At 70.2% G+C, this 21,003-nt stretch carries 18 protein-coding genes; 15 read left to right on the forward strand and 3 right to left on the reverse strand.

The window, feature by feature from the left end; all coding sequences use genetic code 11:
* Positions 1-249: 249 nt before the first annotated feature.
* Both J9315_RS01015 and J9315_RS01020 read right to left on the reverse strand, forming a co-directional pair.
* Positions 250-1,356 (reverse strand): ABC transporter, encoded by a 1,107-nt coding sequence (locus J9315_RS01015; protein ID WP_211978599.1) that lies wholly within the window; start codon positions 1,354-1,356, stop codon positions 250-252.
* Between the two features lie 6 nt (positions 1,357-1,362).
* Entirely contained in the window at positions 1,363-2,733 is a 1,371-nt protein-coding gene (locus tag J9315_RS01020) for an LPXTG cell wall anchor domain-containing protein (protein ID WP_211978600.1), read from the reverse strand.
* A 451-nt stretch (positions 2,734-3,184) separates the two neighbouring features.
* On the opposite strand from J9315_RS01020, the gene dcd reads away from it, so the two are divergent.
* The 11 genes from dcd to J9315_RS01075 all read left to right on the forward strand — a co-directional run bounded on the left by dcd (position 3,185) and on the right by J9315_RS01075 (position 15,361).
* Positions 3,185-3,763: a dCTP deaminase gene (dcd, locus tag J9315_RS01025; protein ID WP_137824968.1), complete on the forward strand. Its 579-nt coding sequence runs from the start codon at positions 3,185-3,187 to the stop codon at positions 3,761-3,763.
* Positions 3,760-4,758: a hypothetical protein gene (locus J9315_RS01030; RefSeq protein WP_211978601.1), complete on the forward strand. Its 999-nt coding sequence runs from the start codon at positions 3,760-3,762 to the stop codon at positions 4,756-4,758. Before dcd ends, J9315_RS01030 begins: the two co-directional genes overlap by 4 nt.
* A 125-nt stretch (positions 4,759-4,883) precedes the next feature.
* Entirely contained in the window at positions 4,884-7,934 is a 3,051-nt protein-coding gene (locus J9315_RS01035; RefSeq protein ID WP_211979227.1) for a Na+/H+ antiporter subunit A, read from the forward strand.
* Positions 7,931-8,596, forward strand: a complete 666-nt coding sequence (locus J9315_RS01040; protein WP_211978602.1) for a Na(+)/H(+) antiporter subunit C — start codon at positions 7,931-7,933, stop codon at positions 8,594-8,596. The genes J9315_RS01035 and J9315_RS01040 overlap by 4 nt, the downstream gene beginning before the upstream one ends.
* Entirely contained in the window at positions 8,593-10,173 is a 1,581-nt protein-coding gene (locus J9315_RS01045) for a Na+/H+ antiporter subunit D (protein ID WP_211978603.1), read from the forward strand. Before J9315_RS01040 ends, J9315_RS01045 begins: the two co-directional genes overlap by 4 nt.
* The gene (locus J9315_RS01050; RefSeq protein WP_198499938.1) at positions 10,173-10,766 is read left to right on the forward strand and encodes a Na+/H+ antiporter subunit E; all 594 of its coding nucleotides are present in this window, start codon (positions 10,173-10,175) and stop codon (positions 10,764-10,766) included. The genes J9315_RS01045 and J9315_RS01050 overlap by 1 nt, the downstream gene beginning before the upstream one ends.
* Positions 10,763-11,455 carry a monovalent cation/H+ antiporter complex subunit F gene (locus J9315_RS01055; protein WP_211978604.1) on the forward strand — a complete coding sequence of 231 codons (693 nt, stop codon included), beginning with the start codon at positions 10,763-10,765 and terminating at the stop codon, positions 11,453-11,455. Before J9315_RS01050 ends, J9315_RS01055 begins: the two co-directional genes overlap by 4 nt.
* On the forward strand, positions 11,445-11,840 hold the full coding sequence (gene mnhG, locus J9315_RS01060) for a monovalent cation/H(+) antiporter subunit G (protein WP_198499936.1): 396 nt from the start codon (positions 11,445-11,447) through the stop codon (positions 11,838-11,840). Before J9315_RS01055 ends, mnhG begins: the two co-directional genes overlap by 11 nt.
* On the forward strand, positions 11,830-12,582 hold the full coding sequence (locus tag J9315_RS01065) for a response regulator transcription factor (protein ID WP_198499935.1): 753 nt from the start codon (positions 11,830-11,832) through the stop codon (positions 12,580-12,582). Before mnhG ends, J9315_RS01065 begins: the two co-directional genes overlap by 11 nt.
* Complete coding sequence (locus tag J9315_RS17385) at positions 12,579-14,678, forward strand: ATP-binding protein (protein WP_249120980.1); 2,100 nt, start codon at positions 12,579-12,581, stop codon at positions 14,676-14,678. Before J9315_RS01065 ends, J9315_RS17385 begins: the two co-directional genes overlap by 4 nt.
* Complete coding sequence (locus J9315_RS01075; protein WP_211978605.1) at positions 14,675-15,361, forward strand: hypothetical protein; 687 nt, start codon at positions 14,675-14,677, stop codon at positions 15,359-15,361. The genes J9315_RS17385 and J9315_RS01075 overlap by 4 nt, the downstream gene beginning before the upstream one ends.
* 96 nt (positions 15,362-15,457) lie before the next feature.
* Here the strand turns inward: J9315_RS01075 and J9315_RS01080 are convergent, their stop codons facing one another.
* Positions 15,458-16,915: a sugar porter family MFS transporter gene (locus J9315_RS01080; protein WP_349251973.1), complete on the reverse strand. Its 1,458-nt coding sequence runs from the start codon at positions 16,913-16,915 to the stop codon at positions 15,458-15,460.
* Between the two features lie 62 nt (positions 16,916-16,977).
* Between J9315_RS01080 and J9315_RS01085 the strand changes: the two genes are divergently transcribed.
* From J9315_RS01085 to J9315_RS01100, 4 genes are read left to right on the forward strand one after another with little or no spacing between them, the layout of a single operon-like run.
* Positions 16,978-17,907, forward strand: coding sequence for an SIS domain-containing protein (locus J9315_RS01085; protein WP_211978606.1), 930 nt, complete (start codon positions 16,978-16,980; stop codon positions 17,905-17,907).
* Entirely contained in the window at positions 17,904-18,851 is a 948-nt protein-coding gene (locus J9315_RS01090; protein ID WP_211978607.1) for an ROK family protein, read from the forward strand. Before J9315_RS01085 ends, J9315_RS01090 begins: the two co-directional genes overlap by 4 nt.
* Complete coding sequence (locus tag J9315_RS17390; protein WP_249120981.1) at positions 18,848-20,053, forward strand: PfkB family carbohydrate kinase; 1,206 nt, start codon at positions 18,848-18,850, stop codon at positions 20,051-20,053. The genes J9315_RS01090 and J9315_RS17390 overlap by 4 nt, the downstream gene beginning before the upstream one ends.
* The gene (locus tag J9315_RS01100; RefSeq protein WP_211978608.1) at positions 20,050-20,997 is read left to right on the forward strand and encodes a class II fructose-bisphosphate aldolase; all 948 of its coding nucleotides are present in this window, start codon (positions 20,050-20,052) and stop codon (positions 20,995-20,997) included. Before J9315_RS17390 ends, J9315_RS01100 begins: the two co-directional genes overlap by 4 nt.
* The last annotated feature ends 6 nt before the right edge of the window (positions 20,998-21,003 follow it).

Raw genomic sequence — 21,003 nt, forward strand, 5'->3', positions numbered from 1 at the left:
GGAGACCGACCGGTGACCGCAACGGCGTCGAATCCAGTTTAGTGGACAGTCGGCCTGTCGCTGTCCCCGGCCCATCCCACCCAGATCGCCGAGGCGGCGGCCCGGTTCAGCGGTTCAGCGCGGGTCACGATCACGGCAGGAACGGCACCGATGCGCGAGCTATTCGACCGCGGTTCAGCGCGGCTCGCGATCACGGCAGGAACGACCCCGGTGCGCGGGCTCACCCCGGCCCGGGTCCGCGAGCGCGCGTCACTCCACGGAATAGGCCCGCAGCGCCGAGGTGTCGACCTCGACGAAGACGTGCGTGCCGACCCTGACCGCGGCGCGCAGCTGCGCGAGCGTCTCCCCGAGGCCCGGATGGAGGATCCCGAAGCCGGCACCGGAGTCAGATCCGCTGCCGTCACCGGAATCGCCGGCACCGCCCGAATCAGCACCGCCACCGCCGAGGCGAGCGAGATCGGCGAGGTCGACGTCGAGGGCGAGCCCCATCTCCGTGTCGACGGGTGAGAGCTTCGCCTGGATCGCGGTGCCGCGGTCGCGCAGTCCCACGACGATGGCCTCGAAGACCGCCGCCGAGGTGAACGCCGGGTCGTGCTCGTCGAGCGAGACGAGGGCGCTGCGCCAGGGGAGGGTGACGAAGACCTTCCCGTCGAGCTCGGTCCGGGCGCGGACCGCGGAGTGGCCGATCGACAGCCAGCCCTTGCGCGCCAGGCCGGACCAGATGTTGACCCCGGTGAGCTCGGCGGGCAGGGAGCCGCGCGGTTCGCTGACGACGGAGGCGAGCGAGCCGAACGCGACGAGTTCGCCCTTCTCGATGTCGGCGACCCCCGCCTCGGCGATGATGAAGTCCGTGAGTGTGTCGGAGGAGAAGACGATGCCGCGGCCCTGGGCGGCCGCGAGGTCGGCGAGCCGGGCCCGCAGGCCGGTGCGGATGTGGCCGGGCACTCCCGCGAAGGGATCGATGAAGGTCAGCCACTTCGCGCCCGTCGCCCAGGCGAGGGCGAGGACGAGTTTTGCGCGCGCTCCCGCGTCGAGGTCGCTGAGGCGTCCGCGCAGCGCCTCGGGCGGCAGCCCGAACTCGGTGCACGCCGCCGCCAGTGCCGCCTCCCCGGGATCGGCACCGGCGGCACGGAAGTACGTTCTCACCCATCTGCGCACACGCAGACGTCCCGACCGGAATCCGGTCGGGATCTGTGGGGGAGGCGCGACGCCTGTCAGGGCCGCCGCGGACAGCACCACCTCGGTGATGCTGTCCGGGCTGCCCATGAGCCCGAGAACCGTCCCTGCTCGAAGACGACCGAGGTCGATCGGGCGTCTGCCGAGGTGCAGCCCCTCCAGGGACAGTTCTGTGCTCAACGGATCTTAGAACTCCGCAGGATCGTCGGCGGCCGCATCGGCGCGACGACGGGTGATGACGACGGCGGCCGCGCCGACGACGAGGAGTCCCGCGCCGAGCGCGAGTCCGGTCAGTTCGGCACCGGTGCGGGGCAGGTCGTTCGAGGCGCTGCTGCCGCTGCCTGAGTCTCCGCTGCCGGATCCGCCGCCGGAGCCCGAGCCGTTGCCGTCCTCGGACACGTCGGTGCCGTTGGTGACGACGGTGAAGCTGCCGCCCTGGGGCTTGTCGAAGCTCTCGGCCTGGACGCGGACGTTGTACGTGCCGAGCACGGCCTTGACCTTGGCCTGGACGCCGAAGGTCGCCTTGCCTTCGTCGTCGGCGTCCTTCGACATCGTGTAGCGGTCGACCTTGCCCTGGGCGTGCTCGACGACGATCGTGATCTTCTCACCGGGCTGAGCGCCGGTGACGCCGAGGGTCACGCCCTTGTTGAGGAAGTCCTCGGAGGTGATCTCCGTGGGATCGATGATGAGGGCCTGCGGTGCTGCCGCCGGCTGCTCATCGTCGTTCGTTCCCTCGCTCGTCGAAGGCGACGGATCGCCGGTCTCCGACGGCGTGCCGGTCTCGGTGGGCGACGGCTGTCCGGTCTCGGTCGGAGCGGTTTCGGTCGGGGACGGCTCCTCGGTCTCCGCCGGGCTCTCCGTCGGAGTCTGCGGAGGAGTCTGCGTCTCGGTCGGGGACGGCTCAGCCGTCTCGCTCGGTGACTGGGTCTCCGTCGGCGTGGGCGTCGGTGTCTCGGTCGGCGACTGCGTGGGCGTCTCGGTCGGCGACGCGGTCTCGGACGGAGTCTGCGTGGGCGTCTCGGTCGGAGTCTGGGTCGGTGTCTCGGTCGGCGACTGGGTCTCCGACGGCGTCTCGGTCGGGGCCGGGGACGTCGTCGACGGGGCCGGAGCGGTCGGGCGCTCGCAGGTGCCGCCGGCTCCCGAATCGTCGATGTCGGCATCCGAGGCGACGACCTCGAAGGTCACCTTCGAGGAGTCCTTCTCGGTCTTGAGGTCTGTGAGGAAGAGCGTGTACTTGCCGACCGGCACCTGGGCGCCCTCGGTCGTCGAGAAGTAGTAGGTGCCGTTGACCTTCCCGTTCTCGTCGACGGTGAGCTGCGTCTGCGGGGTGTACTCCGTGCCGTCGGTGCCGACGACCGTGACGGTCGCCTTCTCATCCGCGGTGAACCCGGTGCCGGAGAAGCCGATGCCCTTCGTCTTGTCCGCGACGTCGGCGCGGGTGATCTGGGCTGCGGACACGGTGGCCTGCGGGGTGGAGCTGTCGGGGACCGCCGAGCTGTTTTCGGGGTCGGTCGAGTTCTGCGCGCCGTCGTAGGCGCAGAGCGGGCCCTGGGGCACCGTAGGAGACTCCGTCGTCGCAAACGCCGGAGCGCCTGCGAGACCTGTCAATGCGACGGCTACTGCGGGGGCAAGCACAAGACGCGAGGTCTTCACAGTAATGCCTTTCGGTTGATCTCAACCCGCGAAAGGCGATGGAACTCCCGGCATTCCTTGGCTGAAAAGAGGAAGGCACCATCGTGCGCGGGTTCGTACAGCACACAACTCTAAGGCATTCACTCAGGCGGGTGGGGAGACACACGGAGGGAATTCAAGGAAAAATCCCGCGATCGTTATCATTTCGTGACCAAGTAACGGCGTGTCGCTCCTCGACGAGGTGGCTGCTGAGTCCGCAACGCAGCCCCCGCCGAGGTGATTCCTCAGTCCCCAGCGCAGCCCTGCCGAGGCGGTCGGCAGGTTCCGTCAGCCTCCGAGACTGCGCGAGACGGGCCGTCCGACTACCATCGGGGATGTGACTCTCCTTTCCGATCGCGACATCCGCGCCGAACTCGAATCCGGCCGCATCGCCCTCGATCCGTGCGATCTCTCCCTCGTCCAGCCCGCGAGCGTCGACGTGTGCCTCGACCGGTACTTCCGTCTCTTCGACAACCACAAGTACCCGGTCATCGACCCTAGCCTCGAACAGCCCGAGCTCACCCGGTTCGTCGAGGTCGCCCCCGAGGAGCCCTTCGTCCTCCACCCCGGCGAGTTCGTCCTCGCGTCGACGCACGAGCTCGTCACTCTCCCCGACGACATCGCCGCGCGGCTCGAGGGCAAGTCCTCGCTCGGCCGCCTCGGGCTCCTCACGCATTCGACGGCGGGCTTCATCGACCCCGGGTTCACCGGGCACGTCACCCTCGAGCTCTCGAACGTCGCGACGCTGCCGATCACCCTGTGGCCTGGCATGAAGATCGGCCAGCTCTGCTTCTTCCGGCTCAGCTCCTCGGCGGAGAACCCCTACGGCTCGCAGATCACCGGCAGTCGGTACCAGGGCCAGCGGGGCCCGACGGCCTCCCGGTCGCACGCGAACTTCTTCCGGAGGGCCATGTGATCTCCCGGCGCGAGCTGCGGCAGCGGGAACAGGCGGAGCAGGCCGCGCCGACGGCGGCCGCCGCCGATCTGCGCGTGTTCCACCTCCTGCTCCTCGACGCCGAGGTCGAGGTCTCCGACGTCCTCGCGCTCGTCCACAACCGCCTGCCCGATGTCCCCGCCCGGCTCGGGGACAACGGCCAGGTGCGCCTGTCCCGGCATTCGCGGCTCAGCGCCGGGGTCGACCTCGACCCGGCGACCGCGGCCGCCCTCGAGGTTCCCGAGTGGGCGACCCACGCCGTCGTCCTCGACTGCCCGCGGGACCGGGAGCCCGCCCCGCCGCCGGACTGGTTCGCCGACGCCGACGGCCTCCACGAGGCGTTCCCCAAGGGACTGCCCGACCGCGAGGAGGAGCGACAGCTCAGCCTCCTCCTGTCGATCGCCTCCCGCCTGCACCTCGCCGTCCGCCTCGCCGACGAGGACGGACTGCCCACCCGCGTCCTCGTCCCCGACCCCGATGCGAAGGTCGACCTCTACATCTACTCGCAGTACTGGCTCGAACCCGAGGTCGCGCTCTCCGTCGTGCGCCGCCACGCCCCGCACGCCTTCCAGCAGGCCCTGCCGACCCCCGACGCCGCGGTGCTCGCACAGGCCACGCTCGACGATCCCCTCTTCGACGCCACGGCACCGGTCGTCCTCGACGGATACTCACTCCTCATCCCGCTCGGGGAGATCGACGAAGGGGCGGGGGAGATCGAGATCCGCGTCATCGAGGCCGAATGGGTGCCGCCGATCATCGCCGCGAGCACCGCCGAGCCGCAGATCGAGTACCACGTGCACTGGATGGACACCGAGCAGCTGCGGTACCGACCCGGCCGTCCCCGCCGGTTCCGTCGGATGCGCGCCGAGGTGGCCGACCTCGTCGATCGGATCGGTGCGGAGCTGCTCTCCCGCAGTGACGGCACGGGGCTCGATGAGAACGGGTTCCTTGTCACCTCGGGGCAGCTGCGGGGCTGAATCTCCCCATCTGAGCGAACAGCCCATTGATTGGGAGATCAGGGGTGTTCCATGAGAAAATACTGTTGAGCAGATATGACCCCATAATCCCCCTTTGAAGACGGAGGTGTCCGCCGGTGATTGCCATGACGGGAGCCTTCTTCGGGGCTGCTGTCATTGCCTATCCGCTGGTGAGGATCCTCGGCCGCAACGCCTTCTTCCTCCTCGCCCTCGTCCCGCTGGCGGGATTCATCCTCACCCTCAGCGCCGCCTCGGCGCTCTTCGGCCCCGACGGCGCCCCGGTCGTGGAGAACCTCGACTGGCTTCCCGCGCTCGGACTCTCCGGCATCTTCCGCCTCGACATCCTCTCGTGGGTGATGAGTCTCATCGTCACCGGTGTGGGCACGCTCGTCCTCGTCTACTGCGCCCGCTACTTCCCCGCCGACGAACCCGGCCTCGCCCGATTCGCCGCGGTGTTCATGGCGTTCGCGGGCATGATGTACGGACTCGTCCTCGCCGACGAGCTCCTCGTGCTCTTCGTGTTCTGGGAGGGCACGACGGTCTTCTCCTACCTCCTCATCGGCCACAGCCAGTCCCGGCGACGGTCCCGGCAGGCGGCCCTCCAGGCGCTCATCGTCACCACGGCCGGCGGCCTCGCGATGTTCGTCGGGATGGTCCTGCTCATCACCGCCACCGGCACCGGGTCGATGTCGGCCCTCGTCGAGCGCGCACAGCTGGGCATGGACACCGGCCCGGTCATCACCACCGCCGTCATCCTCATCCTCGTCGGCGCGGTCTCGAAGTCCGCGCTCCTGCCCTTCCACTTCTGGCTGCCCGGCGCGATGGCCGCGCCCACTCCGGTCAGCGCGTATCTCCACGCCGCGGCCATGGTCAAGGCCGGCATCTACCTCATCCTGCGGCTCGCCCCCGGCTACCACAATCTGCCGGGCTGGACGGAGATCCTCCTCACCCTCGGTCTCCTGACGATGTTCATCGGCGGGTGGCAGGCGCTGCGGCAGACCGACCTCAAGCTCCTGCTCGCCTTCGGCACCGTCTCCCAGCTCGGGTTCCTCACGGTCATGGCCGCCTTCGGGTCACCCGACCTCACTCTGGCGGCGCTCGCCCTCCTCGTCGGCCACGCCCTCTTCAAGGCCTGCCTCTTCCTCTGCGTCGGCATCATCGACCACCGTGCCGGCACGCGCGACCTCACGAAGCTCTCCGGCGGCTGGAAGGCGTTCCCCGTCGTCGCCGTGTGCGCGACGATCGCCGCGGCCTCGATGGCCGGCATCCCGCCGACGCTCGGATTCGTCGCGAAGGAGGCCGTCTACTCGACGCTGCTCGAATCGGGGACGAAGGCCGGGGTCATCGCGCTCATCGGCATCATGATCGGCTCGATCCTCACCGTCGCCTACTCGGCGCGCTTCGTGTGGGGAGCGTTCTCCTCGAAGCCCGGCGTCGACGACATCGCCCGCCGCGACGAGAACGTCACCCTCGTCATCTCCCCGATCATCCTCGCCGCTCTCACCCTCATCCTCGGGCCCGCGGCCGGCGTCCTCGACCCCTATCTCAAGGCGTGGACCTCGGTGCTGCCGACGACGAACCCGGCCGACGGCGAGTACTACCTGGCGCTCTGGCACGGCTTCGAACCCGCGCTCGGCCTCTCCGCGGTCACCGTGGCCGCCGGCCTCGTCCTCTTCTGGTTCCGCCGGACCGTCGCGAAGGTCCAGTCGACTCTGCCGGCGGGCATCGACTTCCACAACGTCTACCGCCGCCTCATCAGCGGCATGGAGGCGCTCGCGCTCTGGGTCACCGCACGCACGCAGCGCGGTTCGCTGCCGTTCTACCAGAGCGTCATCTACCTCGTCCTCATCGGCGGCGTCGGGCTCGCGCTCATCACGAACAACACGTGGCCGATCCGCTTCCAGCTCGCCGCGAGTCCGCTCGACTTCATCGTCGCCGCCGTCCTCATCGTCGTCGCGATCGCCGCGACCCGCGCGAAGAAGCGCTTCACCGCCGTCGTCGTCACCGGCATCTCCGGCTATGCCATGGTCGCGTTCTTCGCGTTCATCGGCGCCCCGGACCTTGCGCTCACGCAGGTCCTCGTCGAGACGATCACGATCGTCGTCTTCGTCCTCGTCCTCCGCCGCCTGCCCGCGCGGATCGGGCAGAGCACGGGGCGCTTCACCCCGGCGTGGCGGGCGATCATCGGCGCCGGCGTCGGCGTGACGATGATGGTCGTCGTCCTCCTCGCCGCCGGCGTGCGGATGTTCGACCCGGTCTCCGTGGACTTCGGCGAACTCGCCTACGTCATCGGCAACGGCCAGAACATCGTCAACGTCACCCTCGTCGACATCCGCGTGTGGGACACGTTCGGTGAGATCTCCGTCCTCGTCGCCGCCGGCACCGGAGTCGCCGGGCTCATCTTCGTCCGCGGCCGCGAGGGCCACCTCGGCCGCTTCTCCCCGGACCGCACCGGCTTCGGCCGGGCCGGTCAGCTGCGCTTCCAGCCCGTGCCCGACGAGATCGGCCCGCGCCGGGAGGCCGACAGCGACCATGAGGGTCTCGAGGAGCGCCGGGCCTCGTGGCTCATCGCCGGGCGCACGCTCGCCCCGCGCAACCGCTCGATCATCCTCGAGGTCACCGCGCGCCTGATCTTCCACGCCGTCCTCGTCTTCTCCGTCTACCTGCTCTTCACCGGGCACAACACCCCCGGCGGCGGTTTCGCCGGCGGTCTCGTCGCCGGTCTCGCCCTCGTCGTCCGCTACCTCGCGGGAGGCAAGTTCGAACTCGCCGAGGCGGCCCGCTTCACTCCCTCGGGCCTGCTCGGCACCGGGCTCATCCTCTCCGTGCTCACCGCGGTCGGCGGCTGGTTCTGGGGCGATGCGGTCTTCAAGTCGATCTACGTCGAGGGCACGCTCCCGCTCCTCGGCGAGCTCAAGTTCGGCACCCCGACGTTCTTCGACATCGGCGTCTACCTCATCGTCGTCGGCCTCATGCTCGACATCCTCCGCTCCCTCGGCGCCGAGGTCGACCTCCACCAGGAGCGCGACGAGCTCCTCCTCACCGACCGGCTCAACACCTCGCTCGGCCTCACCGAGCGCATCGGCGACGAAGCCGAGCACCACGCGGTCTCCGAGATCCTCAACCGCGTCAACCACCTCGAAGTCGACAACGGCGCTGAAGGAGGACGGCTGTGAGTCTGCCCTTCGTCATGGTCCTCGCGATGGGAGTGCTCTTCGCGTGCGGCGTCTACCTCATGCTCGAGCGCTCCCTGACCCGAGTGCTGCTCGGCTTCATCCTGCTCGGCAACGCCGTCAACCTCCTCATCATCCTCACCGCCGGGCGCGGCAGGCCGCCGCTGACCGACGGGAAGAACCTCTCGACGGTGGGCATGTCCGACCCGCTGCCGCAGGCCCTCGTCCTCACCGCGATCGTCATCACCTTCGCGGTCACCGCGTTCCTCCTCGCGATGATCTACCGCTCATGGCGACTCGTGCGCGCCGACTCCCTCCAGGACGACGCCGCCGACCTCCAGGTCGCGATCACGAAGATGATCAACTCGGAGGCCGAAGGCGGCACCGACTACGACGACACCGAGTTCGGCGACGAGGCCGAGAGCCCGATCCGCGGGGCCGTCGACCTCGACGACGACGGCACCCCGGCAGAGCGGAAGGCCGAGGCCGCCGAGGAATCCGATGCGGACGAGGGCCCCGCCTCGGCGCCGGGAAGGACCACCGGGGGCACCGACAGCACTGACCGCACCGCCGACCCCGGCCGCACCGAGACGACGGGAAGAACCGACACGACGGGTCGCACCGACACGACCGAGAGCACACGGGAGAAGGGGGAGGACCGATGACCGAGCTCCTGCCCATCCTCGTTCCCCTGCCCGTCCTGCTGCCGCTCATGGGCGCGGGCCTCGCCCTCGTCCTGTCGAAGCACACGCGCTCGGAGAACATCGTCTCCGTGCTCACGCTCACCGCGGTCATGGTCATCGCGTTCGTCGTCCTGCTCGGGGTCGACCAGTACGGGCCGCAGGTCGTCGCGATCGGCGGCTGGGAGCCGCCGGAGGGCATCACGCTCGTCGCCGACCGGCTCTCGGCCCTCATGCTCGTCGTGTCCTCGCTCGTCACCCTCTGCGTGCTCATCTACGCCCTCAGCCAGGACGCGAACGACGATTCGAACGAGACGCCGATCTCCGTGTTCAACCCCAGCTACCTCGTGCTCTGCGCGGGCGTGGCGAACGCGTTCCTCGCCGGCGACCTCTTCAACTTGTACGTCGGCTTCGAGATGCTCCTGCTTGCGTCCTACGTCCTCCTCACCCTCGGTGCGACGGCCGAGCGGATCCGCGCGGGCGTGACCTACGTCGTCGTCTCCCTCGTCTCCTCGATCATCTTCCTCACGGCGATCGGCGTCATCTACGCGGCGACGGGCACCGTCAACATGGCCCAGCTCGCCGAGCGCCTCGACCAGCTGCCGCCGGACGTGCAGATGGTCCTCCACGTCCTCCTCCTCATCGGCTTCGGCATCAAGGCGGCGATCTTCCCGCTCTCGTTCTGGCTGCCCGACTCGTATCCGACGGCGCCGGCCCCGGTCACCGCGGTGTTCGCGGGCCTGTTGACGAAGGTCGGCATCTACGCGATCATCCGCACCGAGACCCTGCTCTTCTCCGATTCGTCGCTGCGGGTCCCGCTGCTCATCGCCGCGGGACTGACGATGCTCGTCGGCATCCTCGGGGCGATCGCGCAGTCGGAGATCAAGCGCATCGTGTCCTTCACGCTCATCTCCCACATCGGGTACATGCTCTTCGGCGTCGCGCTCGGCACGACGTTCGGGCTCGCCGCGGCGATCTACTACACGGTCCACCACATCATCGTCCAGACCGCGCTGTTCCTCGCGATCGGACTCGTCGAAATGCGCGGCGGGTCGACGTCGACGCGCTCCCTCGGCGGGCTCATGGTGCTCTCCCCGGCGCTGACGATCATCTTCTTCCTCCCCGCCCTCAACCTCTCCGGGATTCCGCCGTTCTCCGGGTTCATCGGCAAGGTCGCGCTCTTCGCCGCCGGCTTCGAGGACCAGAACTGGCTCGCCACCGCGCTCATCGTCGCCGGCACCGTGACGAGCCTGCTCACCCTCTACGTCATCGGCCGCACGTTCAACCTCGCGTTCTGGCGCGACCCGGCCGACGCCGAGGAGCCGAACGAGGAGCTCGTCGAGGAGTTCGCCGAGCGCAAGCGCACGATCCTGGCCGGCGGGACCTGGCGCTCGCGGATCGGCGTGCCGGGACCGATGTTCGCGGCCACCTCGGCGATCGTCCTCGTCTCGATCCTCCTGACGATCTTCGCCGGACCCCTGTGGGACCTGTCGATGCGCGCCGCGGAGAACCTCGCCGACCCACTCAACTACGTCAACCAGGTGCTCGGAGGTGGTGGCTGATGACGCCGCGCACACCGGTGAACAAGGGCCGCCGGATCATCCAGCAGCTCGTCCTCGTCTTCTTCCTCGTCGTCCTCTGGGTGATGCTGTGGGATTCGCTCACAGTGCTCAGCGTCGTCACCGGCATCATCCTCGCGTTCCTCGTCACCCGGGTCTTCTACCTGCCGCCGGTCGTCCTCTCCGGCCGCTTCAACATCCTCCACGCCGCGGTCTTCGCCGGCTGGTTCCTCTACTCGATGGTCATCGCGTCGGTCGAGGTCGCGTGGTTCTCGTTCCGCCCGAAGGCCGTGGGTGCCGGATCGGTCATCGCCGCAGACCTGCGGACACGCTCGGACCTCATGATGACGCTCGTCGCCGACACCGCGAGCCTCATCCCCGGCTCGATCATCGTCGACAGCGACCGCGCCCGCGGACGCCTCTACCTCCACGTCCTCGACGCCGACACCGACGAGAAGATCCTCGCCGCGAAGAAGCAGGTCTACGACATCGAGGGCCTGCTCATCAAGGCGCTCGGGTCGACCCGTGACCTCGCCGCGCTCAAGGTCGACCCCGACCCGCTCGCCGCGTCCGCCGAGAGAGGAGGGACCCGATGAACGGCCTCGTCGTCACCGTCATCATCGCCGTCGCGACGATCCTCTTCGCCGCCTCGGTGTTCGTCGCCCTCTACCGCGTCATCCGCGGCCCCTCGATCCTCGACCGCATGATCGGCACCGACGTCATCCTCGCCTCCATCATGTGCGGTCTCGGCGCGTTCATGGCCGTGACCGGCCGCACCGACCTGCTGCCCGTGCTCATCGTCCTCGCGATGCTCGGCTTCGTCGGGTCCGTGAGCGTCTCCCGCTACGTCTCGAAGTCCGATTCGATGACCCCGGGCGCCGAGGCGGGGGCGCTGAGCGACTTCTCCGCCTCCGACTGGCACATGCCGAAGAGCGAGACCGCCGCCACCGGTGACGCCCAGTCCGCTCGGGAGGCGGCGTGGGCCGAGGACGTCGCCCGCGGCATCTCGAACGTCCCCGACGGACCCGTCGAGATCACCGTCCGCGACGAGGTCGTCGTCCCGGATCCGGGCCCCGCCGAGGCGACGACCGCCTCGGCGACACCCGATGACGAGCGCGGAGAAGGCGCCGGCAGCGGTCCCGACGCGGGACCCGATGACGAGCTCGCCGGCGAATCGCCTGACGGGGCGGCAGGTGCCGCGAAGGGCGACGGGCTCGCCGGGCCCACCGATGCGGTCGGGCGGCATCGGCACGACGACGGGAAGGGGGGACACGATGGTCCTTGATCTCATCAGCGCGATCCTCATCCTCCTCGGCGCGCTCCTCTCGCTCGCAGCCGCGGTCGGTCTGCTCCGGTTCGGGGACCTGCTCTCGCGGATGCACGCGAGTGCGAAGCCCCAGGTGCTCGGCCTCGTCCTCATCGCGATCGCCATCGCCATCCAGTTCCCGACGTGGGCGACGGTGACGACGCTGGCGATCATCGTGTCGTTCCAGCTCGTGACGATTCCCGTCGCCACCCACATGGTCGGTCGCGCCGGCTATCGCACCAAGCACCTGCGTCGATCTATGCTGTATCGAGATGAGCTGGCCGAAGCCGTCGATCGCGCGGAGGCCAGGGAGACGGCCCGTGAGCGCCGACGAGAGTTCGGAACGGACGAACATGACGGTTGACAACCAGCGAGACCAGCAGCCGCTGGTGCTCGTGGCCGACGACGAGCCGGATGTGCTCGGCGCGGTGGTGCCCTTCCTTCAGCGCTCGGGGTTCCGGGTGCTCGCCGCCGGTGACGGACTGCTCGCCCTCGACGAGATCCGCCGCCACCAGCCCGACGTCTGCGTCCTCGACGTGCTCATGCCCGGGGCCGACGGTCGGCAGGTGCTGCGCACCCTGCGGCAGGAGGAGAACTGGGTGCCGGTCCTCCTCCTCACTCAGGTCGGGGAGGCCGTGGAGCGGGCGATGGCGCTGGAAGAGGGCGCCGACGACTACCTCAACAAGCCCTTCGACCCCCATGAGCTCGTCGCCCGGATCCGCGCGGTGCTGCGCCGGACCCGGAGTGAGGGCCCGCCGCTCGCGACCGCCCCGGTGCTCGTCTCGAGCTTCGGGCTGAGGGTCGACCGGGTCGGCCGGCGCGCGTGGCTCGGGCAGCGCGAACTCGTCATCACGCCCAAGGGCTTCACCCTGCTCGAATACCTCATGGTCCATCAGGACGAACTCATCGACCGCGCCCGGCTCCTCGAAGTCCTCTGGGGATTCGAGGAGGCCGTGGGCACCCGCGCCGTCGACTCCCGGGTCGCCGAGCTGCGGCGAGTGCTCGGCGAGGATGCCGCCGAACCGCGGTGGATCGCGACCGTCCAGGGCCGGGGCTACCGTTTCGTCGGCGACGTCCACGGTGAGGAAGGACTCCGACGGATATGACGAACTTCCTGGTCATCGAGGTCCAGATCTGGCTGTTCCTCCTCATCCTCGTCCTCGTCCTCGCGGGGCTCGCGGCGGCAGTGTTCTTCGGCTGGCGGCGTCTCAAGCGCCGGGAGGCCGCGCTGCGCGAGTCGATCGAGTCCGCGGCTGCCGAGGATTCGCTCGCCAAGCGCAATCGGATGCTCATCCGCCTCGACCACGAGCTGAAGAATCCGCTCACCGCCCTGCGGACGTCGGCGGCGACGATCCGTGAGGTGTCCCGACAGGGCGGCACGCTCGCCGAGGTGGAGCCCTCGGCCAAGCAGGTCGACATCTCCTCCCGCCGGGTCGCGCGTCTGCTCGCCGACCTGCGCAAACTCGCCGATGTCGAGACCCGCATCATCGAGTACTCCCGCGTCGACCTCGACCGTCTCATCCATCAGGCCGTCGAGGACGCCTCGACCGCCCCGGGCGCCGAGGATCGGATGATCGTGGCGACGGTCGCGCGTGCTCCCTGGCGCCTGCCCGACGTCGCCGGTGAGGAGGATCTCCTCCTCACCGCGATCCTCAATCTGCTCGGCAATGCACTCAAGTACTCCTCGCAGGCCGAAGTCGTCGAACTCCGCGCGAACGAGCAGATCATCGACAACCATCGGTGGGTCGTCGTCGAGGTCGCCGACACCGGCAGCGGCATCCCGTTGGGGGAGCAGGACCAGGTGTGGGACGAACTCTCCCGCGGCTCGCGGGTGCGCGCCGTCGCCGGTTCGGGCATGGGCCTCTCCCTCGTCCGCTCGATCGTCGCCCGCCACGGCGGGTCGGTGCAGCTCTTCAGCCAGGAGGGCGTCGGCACCTCGGTGCGCATGGTCCTTCCCGTCCTCGCCGACGCCGATCCGGTCGGGGCGCCTCCGATGGCCGAGGGCGGTGCCCACGCAGCTGCCGGCTCGCATCCCGTTCAGCCAGTGCAGAACCCCGATATGCGCCACGCCCCCGGGTTCCTCCCGCCGCGTCAGCCGAGCGAGGCCGAACTCAACGGGCGGATCCTCGGCACGCCGAGGCGGACATCGAAGCGCCGCCTCGAACGCGTCGACGGCACGCTCATCGATCGCTCGACGGGGGAGTCCGTCGGCAGCGGCAGCGGGTTCCCCGTCGACTCCGGTCAGCATTCGCAGTTCAAGCCCGGGACGCGGTCGCCCCAGAGCGGCCAGCCGCAGAGTGGCCAGCCGCAGAGTGGCCAGCCCCAGGGCAGCCAACCCCACAGTGGTGGTGTGTCTGTCGAGGGCCAGGCCCAGAGCGGTGGTGTGCCAGTGGGCAGTCAGCCGCAGGGCCGCGGTATGCCGGCGGGTGCGCCGCAGCCCAACAGCGGACCCCAGCGGGTGCCTCATGGCGGTGGACAATCCGACAGCGGTCCGCAGCAGCGACCGCCACAGCAGCAGGTTCCGCAACAGCAGCATGGCGTCCCGCAGCAGGGAATCCCGCAGCAGCAGGGAGCGCAGTCTCCGCAGGGTCGGCCCGCGGCGATGCCGCAGGGGCCGGGCGCGCAGCGGCCCGGCGGTCACCAGCCCGTGGGCAGCCAACCCGGCGGCTACCCGGCCCAAGGTCCCGGACAGCGCTCGGGACCAGGCTACGGGCAGGGTCCCCACCAGGGCGTCCCCGGCGCTCAGGGCGCAGGACACCAGCGGTCCGGCCAAGGGCTTCCCGCCGGAGTCCCGGGGCAACAGGGCGGTCAGCAGTTCGGTGTCCCCGAGCACCGGCGCTTCGCCGATCCCACGCGCCGTCCGACACCGCAGCCCGGTGGCCAGCCTGGCGCTCAGCCCGGATCTCAGCCGCAGCCGCACGATGGCCGTCAGGCGGTGAGTGGTCAGCCGCAGCCGAACGCGCAGGCGGGCTACGGCGATCGACAGCCCCAGGGCGGCCAGCCGGGCAATGCGCAGCCCCAGGGCGGCCACCCTCACGGCAGCCAGCCGGCTTCACCGCAGTCCGGCGTTCCTCAGCCTGGCACTGCTCAGCCGGGCACTGCTCAGCCTGGCCCGGCGCAGCCTGATCCATCACAGCCCGGTGCGGCCGACCAGCCGTTCCCGAGCCGGCGCGATCTGCGCAGGAGGAACGACTCGCGATGACGAGACCGGTGGTCCGCACAGTCACCGCGGTCAGCGCCGCCGCCTCCCTCCTGCTCAGCGGGTGCGCCGTCCTGCAGGTCCGCACCGCCGAACGCGACTCGGGACCGCTCGCCGTCGGCGTCCAGGAGGAGCCGGGCGAGCCGACGGAGGAGCCGACCGGCCCCACGGTTCCCGAGGGCATGGAGATGAAGTCGCACAACCTCGGCGCGGAATGCCCGGTCAATGTCAGCTTCGCGATCGGCCCCGACTGGTTCGACGGCAGCAGCAGCCCGGCGTTCATCGTCTACAGCCGGGGGACGTCGATCACCGACAGCGACACCATCATCATCTCGTGCAACGAGGCCTTCGACGACTCACCCAAGGCGGTCGTCGACGGGAAGAAGCAGTACCAGTTCTCCGAACAGGGATCGACGGTCAACGCCGAGCGCACCGGCTCGATCGCATCGGGCTACTTCTGGACGTACCAGGCAGTGCTCGGAGAGGACGAGATCTTCGCGATCAACCAGGAGCCGACCGTCATGTACGGCGCGACCCTGGGGTATCAGACGAACGGCCGCCTCGTGAACATCAGCGTCGAGATGCGCGCGCTGCAGACCGACGAGGCCGCCGCCGAGGACTTCAAGAAGATGCTGCCGACGCTCACCGTCGACGGCGAACCGGTTCCTTCACCGACCTTCAAATGAGCTGACGGCGACGGCACCGGGCACCGACCGGCACGGTCGACTGCCGGCGCCCCGGACGACCGCGGCCGTCCGCTGACCCGCAGGGCAGCGACCGTCCTACCGGCGCGAGCTCTCGAGGCCCGTCGGCCACTTCGCGCCGTTGGCCCAGTAGGCGGAGATCTCCGAGAGGTCGCGGCCCTTCGTCTCCGGGGCGAAGCGGAAGACGAAGAGGAACGCGAGCACGGAGAGCGCACCGAAGACGAGGAAGACGCCCGCGCCGCCGATGAGCTCGAGCAGCCCGGGGAAGAACTGGGCGACGATCGCATTGGCGACGAGGTCCGCGGTGAGCATGAGCGAGGCGCCGAGCGCCCGGTACTTCGCGGGGAAGGTCTCACCCGCGTAGACCCAGACCAGCGAGCCGAAGCCGAACGTATAGCCCATCGTGAACGCGATGATGCCGATGACCCCGAAGACCGTGCCGCCGGTCGTGCTGCCCGCTTCGCCGCCGAGGCTGAAGGTGAGGACGAGGACGACTGTCGAGACGATCATCACCCCGATGCCGGTGAGCAGCACCGGCCGCCGCCCGAAGCGGTCGACGATGAACATCGAGACGATGACCGCGGCCAGCGCGAAGGTCTGGACGATCGCCGGCAGGCCGAGCAGTGCGCCGTAGCCGCTGAAGCCCATCGACTCGAAGATCGAGGGCGCGTAGTAGATCGTCGCGTTGATGCCGGTGATCTGGATGAAGAAGCCGAGCCCGATGACGAAGAGCGTGGCCTTGAGCAGATGGCCGCGGAACATGTCGACGAGGCGGCCGCTCTCCTGATTGAGCTCGGTGCGGATCTGCCCGAGATCCCGGTCGACGTCGCGGTCCGGATCGAGCGCACGGAGGGCATCGGCCGCCTCGGCGTCGCGTCCCTTGAGCATGAGCCAGTGCGGGGTCTCCCTGACCTTGAGCAGCAGGAGGAAGACGATCGCCGCGGGCACCGCGGCGAGTCCGAGCATGAGGCGCCACGATTCGATGAGCGCGAGTCCCCAGCACACGAGGTAGCCGGCGATGATGCCGATGACGGTCGTCACCTGGTAGGCCACGAGGAGGCCGCCGCGGACGTTCGTCGGCGAGGACTCGGCGATGAAGACGGGGACGACGGCCAGGGCGATGCCGATCGCGACGCCGAGGAGGAGGCGGGCGATGAGCAGGGAGAGATAGCCGGGGGCGAAGCCGGAGATGACGGAGAAGACGATGTAGCCGGCGGCGATGAGGAACATCGACTTCTTGCGGCCGATCGCGTTCGACAGCGGACCGCCGATGATCGCCCCGACGATCTGACCGATGACGACGGCGGTCGCGAGACCGCCGAGTTCGGCGCTGCTCAGGCCCAGATCCCCTTCGAGGAAGAGGAGGGCGCCGGCGATGTTGGAGATGTCGTACCCGTAGGTGATGCCGAGTGCGACGGCCGCGAACGCGACGATCGTGACGAGCCGCGGTGCCCGCCCCAGGTCGGTGAGGAATGCCACGTGACTGCTCCTTTGCGAGATGTGAACCACAGGTAACCGTACACGAATACTATCCACTTGTGGAGAAATATGCCATGATAATGATTGATTGAATCGAAAAACGATCAGGAGAATGAGTAATGGCCAGTGGCGGCACGTTCATGGCGGAGGAGCTCCGCAGTCAGCCGGACATGTGGGAGACCACATTGTCCTTCCCCGTCGCCGAGGCGGCCGTCCCGGGCGACGGCGAGCGGATCGCGGTCATCGGATGCGGATCCTCCTGGTTCGGCGCGCAGGTCTACGCGAACCTCCGCGAGGCCGCCGGACAGGGCGAGACCGACGCGTTCACAGCGAGCGAATACCCCTTCGACCGCGCGTACGACCGCGTCGTCGCGATCTCCCGGTCCGGCACGACGACCGAGGTCATCGACACGCTGGCCCGCCTCGACGGTGCGGTGCCGGTGACGGCGATCGTCGGCGGCGCCGACACCCCGATCGCGCGAGCGGCCACCGCTGCCATCGCCCTCGACTACGCCGATGAGCGCTCCGTCGTCCAGACGCGCTTCGGGACCTCGACGATGGCCCTGTTGCGGGCGTGGGCCGGGCAGACCGCGGCCGTCGAGCAGGCGATCGGCCAGGCGCGGACCGTGCTCGACGGGATCTCCGCCGACTTCTCCGAGGTCGATCCCGACATCCTCGACGACGGCCTCATCGATGCTGAGCAGTACAGCTTCCTCGGCATGGGATGGACCTGGGGAGTGGCCGACGAGGCGGCGCTCAAGCTGCGCGAGTCCGCGCAGGCGTGGACGGAGTCGTACTCGTCGATGGAGTACCGGCACGGTCCCATCGCGATCGCTGCGCCCGGCCGGGTGACCTGGCAGTTCGGTGAGGCCCCCGAGGGGCTCGCCGATCAGGTCGAGGCGACGGGCGCCCGCTTCGTCGAGGCCGACCGGGACCCCCTGGCCGACCTCGTCCGCCTCCACGCGCTCGCGCTCATCAAGGCCCGCCGCCTCGGCGTCGACCCCGATCATCCGCGTTCGCTGACCCGTTCCGTCATCCTCGACCGATGACGACGCGGGAGGAGATCCACCGCGTCGCCGCCGGTCGGAGCCTCGGTCCCGGACCGATCGCGCTCGCCGTCGACGTCGGCGGGACGGGGATGAAGGCCGTCCTCTTCGATTCCGCGGGTCGGTTCGTCGACGCGATCACCGCCCCGACCCCCGAGTGCACCGACACCGCCGCCGGTGAGGTCGTCGACGTCGTCGCGGACTTCCGTGCCCGCTTCGCGACCGCTCACCCCGCCCATCCCATCGCCGAGGCGGCCGTCGTCCTCCCCGGGATCGTCGACGAGGCGACGGGGACCGGGGTGTTCTCGGCCAACCTCGGCTGGCGCGACGTCCCGTTCGCGGCGATCCTCAGCGAGCGCCTCGGCGTGCCCGTGACGGTCTCCCACGATGTCCGCTCGGCCGGGCGCGCGGAGTTCGCCTTCGCCGAGGCGATGCCGGACAACGCGGCGATGGTGACGATCGGCACGGGGATCGCCGCGGCGATCATGGTCGAGGGCACGCTCGTGTCCGCCGGCGGGTTCGCCGGTGAGGTCGGATTCACCGAGGTGACCGTCGATGTCGCCGACGGCGTGTTCCGCGGGCCGATCGAGCACATCGCCTCGGCGGCTTCGATCGCCAAACGCTACACCGCGCGCAGCCGCCGGGACGTCTCCGGGTCGCTCGGGGTGCTCGAGGCGATGCACGACGGGGACCCGATCGCCGCCGCGGTCTTCGCCGAGGCGGTCGATGCCCTCGGTGCGATGTGCGCCCAGCTCGTCGCCGTCGTCGCGCCCGAGGTCATCGTCTTCGGCGGGGGACTCTCGAGCGCCGATGAGCTCCTCGACGGCGTCGACGCCGCACTGCGCTCCCGCCTCGACTTCCACCGTGCCCCGCACATCCGGCGGGCCGGTCTGGGCCCGGTCGCCGGCCTCATCGGAGCGGGCCTGCTCACCCGAGGGCACGCATGACCGCGGACAGTTCGTTGCCGGACGGAGCGGCGCCGGCGGTCGCCGTGCTCACGCTCAGTCCCGCGCTCGACTGCACGCTCACCGTCCCCCGGCTCGACCGGGGGCGCACGCATCGTGCGGCACCGGCCGCCGAGGTGCTCGGCGGCAAGGGCGTCAACGTCGCCCGGGTGCTCGCCGCCCTCGGAGTGCCCTCCGTCGCCGTCGGTCCCGTCGGCGCCAAGCACTGGCCGGCCGCGGACGACGAGGAGTCGGTGCGGTGGGAGCTCACCGACACCCCGGCTCCGCTGCGCCGCAGCATCGCCGTCATCGAGGACTCGGGGCGCGCGACGCTCATCAACGAGACCGCCCACCCGCATCCGGCGCACGTGTGGGCAGAGCTGCGTGCCGGTCTGACCGCCCGACTGCGCGCACCGGGTCTGCGGGTCCTCGTCATCTCCGGGTCGACCCCGGACGACTGTCCCGCCGATCTCGTGCCCGGGCTCATCGCCGCCGCCCACGCGGTCGGGGTCACGGTCATCGTCGACACGTCCGGGGCCGGTCTCCTCACCGCCGCCGAGGCGGGCGCCGACTGGGTCAAACCCAACGACGAGGAGCTGCGCGCGCTCTTCGCAGGCGAGGCCGGCACCGAACGCGCGAAGTGCGCGGCGGCGATCGAGCGGGCGTCCTCATCTGGCACGGCGCTGGCCGGTGCGCGCCTCAGCGACACGGCCGTCGCGGTCTCCGCGTGCGGCGATCCCGTGCTCCGCGGCGCCGGACGCCTCATCGACGCGGGCGCTCGCCACGTCCTCGTCTCCCGCGGAGCCGACGGCATGGACCTCGTCGATGCGACCGGTCCGCGCCGCCGGGCACGGCTCGCCCGGACCCTCCACGGCAATCCGACCGGGGCGGGGGATGCGGCCGTCGCCGCACTGGCCTGGACGCTCGCCTCCCGCGAGGCCGGGGCCGGTGCGAGAGCCGACGCCGGCGGGGGAGCCGACGCCGGGGACGACTCAGCGCGGGAGTTCGCGGGCGACCACCTCGGCGCTGCGGAGATCGGCGTGCTGCTCACGCGCGCGGTCGCAGTATCGGCCGCCGCCGTGCTCATGCCGCAGGCCGGGCAGATCCACGCGCGCTGGCGCGACTTCGGCCATCAGGTCATCACCGAGGACATTCCGGCCCCGGCCACCACCCCGACCCCTCACACAGACGGAGCGAGACCATGACGAAGGCAGCGACGACGGATCTCCTCGCCGCACTCGGGCGCCGTACCTCGGACGCGACGGCCCCCGCCTCGGCGACCCCCGGCCAGGCCAGCACGGCAGGCACCCCCGCCACCCCCGCCTCGGCGATCGGCGCGTTCAACGTCATCACCCTCGAATCGGCCGAGGCGATCGCCGCCGGCGCCGAGACCGCCGGGCGCCCGGTCATCATGCAGATCTCCGAGAACTGCGTGAGATACCACGGGACCCTCGCGCCGATCGCCCGGGCGACGCTCACGATCGCCGCCGCCGCGAGCGTGCCCATCGCCGTCCACCTCGACCATGCGACGGACCTCGCCCTCGTCGACGAGGCGCTCGAGCTCGGCTTCGACTCCGTGATGTACGACGGCGCCCACCTGCCCTACGCGGAGAACTGCGCGACGACCGCCGAGGTGGTCCGCCGTGCCCACCGCCAGGGCATCGGCGTCGAGGCCGAGCTCGGGGAGATCGGCGGCAAGGACGGCGCGCATGCCCCGGGCGTGCGCACCGATCCCGCCGAGGCGGTCGACTTCGCGGCTGCGACCAGTGTCGATGCGCTCGCCGTCGCCGTCGGCAGCTCCCACGCCATGCTCGAGCGCACGAGCCGCCTCGACCTCGACCTCATCATCCGGCTCGCCGCGGCGGTGCCCGTGCCCCTCGTCCTCCACGGCTCCTCGGGGGTTCCCGACGGCGAGCTCGAGCGGGCGATCGGGGCCGGCATGGCGAAGATCAACGTCTCCACTCACCTGGGTTCCGTCTTCACCGGGGCGGTGCGGGAGACCCTCGCGGCGGACCCGCGCCTCGTCGACCCGCGCCGGTACCTCGCGCCCGGGCGCGAGGCCTTCGCCGCCGAGGTCGCCCGCCTGCTCGAACTGTTCGCCGAGGCGCCGGCACCGGATCCGCTTGCCAAACCCGCACACGAGGCTTGAGAGTGG

Origin of the sequence: Brevibacterium sp. W7.2 (assembly GCF_018137945.1) — a bacterium.
Classification (GTDB): domain Bacteria; phylum Actinomycetota; class Actinomycetes; order Actinomycetales; family Brevibacteriaceae; genus Brevibacterium; species Brevibacterium sanguinis.

Excerpts from the sequence above, each read along its gene's own strand:
- J9315_RS01075 (WP_211978605.1), top strand. The coding sequence starts at position 14,675 with ATGACGAGACCGGTGGTCCGCACAGTCACCGCGGTCAGCGCCGCCGCC.
- J9315_RS01065 (WP_198499935.1), top strand. The coding sequence starts at position 11,830 with ATGACGGTTGACAACCAGCGAGACCAGCAGCCGCTGGTGCTCGTGGCC.
- J9315_RS01050 (WP_198499938.1), top strand. The coding sequence starts at position 10,173 with ATGACGCCGCGCACACCGGTGAACAAGGGCCGCCGGATCATCCAGCAG.
- J9315_RS01035 (WP_211979227.1), top strand. The coding sequence starts at position 4,884 with ATGACGGGAGCCTTCTTCGGGGCTGCTGTCATTGCCTATCCGCTGGTG.
- J9315_RS01100 (WP_211978608.1), top strand. The coding sequence starts at position 20,050 with ATGACGAAGGCAGCGACGACGGATCTCCTCGCCGCACTCGGGCGCCGT.
- J9315_RS17385 (WP_249120980.1), top strand. The coding sequence starts at position 12,579 with ATGACGAACTTCCTGGTCATCGAGGTCCAGATCTGGCTGTTCCTCCTC.
- J9315_RS01045 (WP_211978603.1), top strand. The coding sequence starts at position 8,593 with ATGACCGAGCTCCTGCCCATCCTCGTTCCCCTGCCCGTCCTGCTGCCG.
- J9315_RS01055 (WP_211978604.1), top strand. The coding sequence starts at position 10,763 with ATGAACGGCCTCGTCGTCACCGTCATCATCGCCGTCGCGACGATCCTC.
- J9315_RS01085 (WP_211978606.1), top strand. The coding sequence starts at position 16,978 with ATGGCCAGTGGCGGCACGTTCATGGCGGAGGAGCTCCGCAGTCAGCCG.
- J9315_RS01090 (WP_211978607.1), top strand. The coding sequence starts at position 17,904 with ATGACGACGCGGGAGGAGATCCACCGCGTCGCCGCCGGTCGGAGCCTC.
- J9315_RS17390 (WP_249120981.1), top strand. The coding sequence starts at position 18,848 with ATGACCGCGGACAGTTCGTTGCCGGACGGAGCGGCGCCGGCGGTCGCC.
- mnhG (WP_198499936.1), top strand. The coding sequence starts at position 11,445 with ATGGTCCTTGATCTCATCAGCGCGATCCTCATCCTCCTCGGCGCGCTC.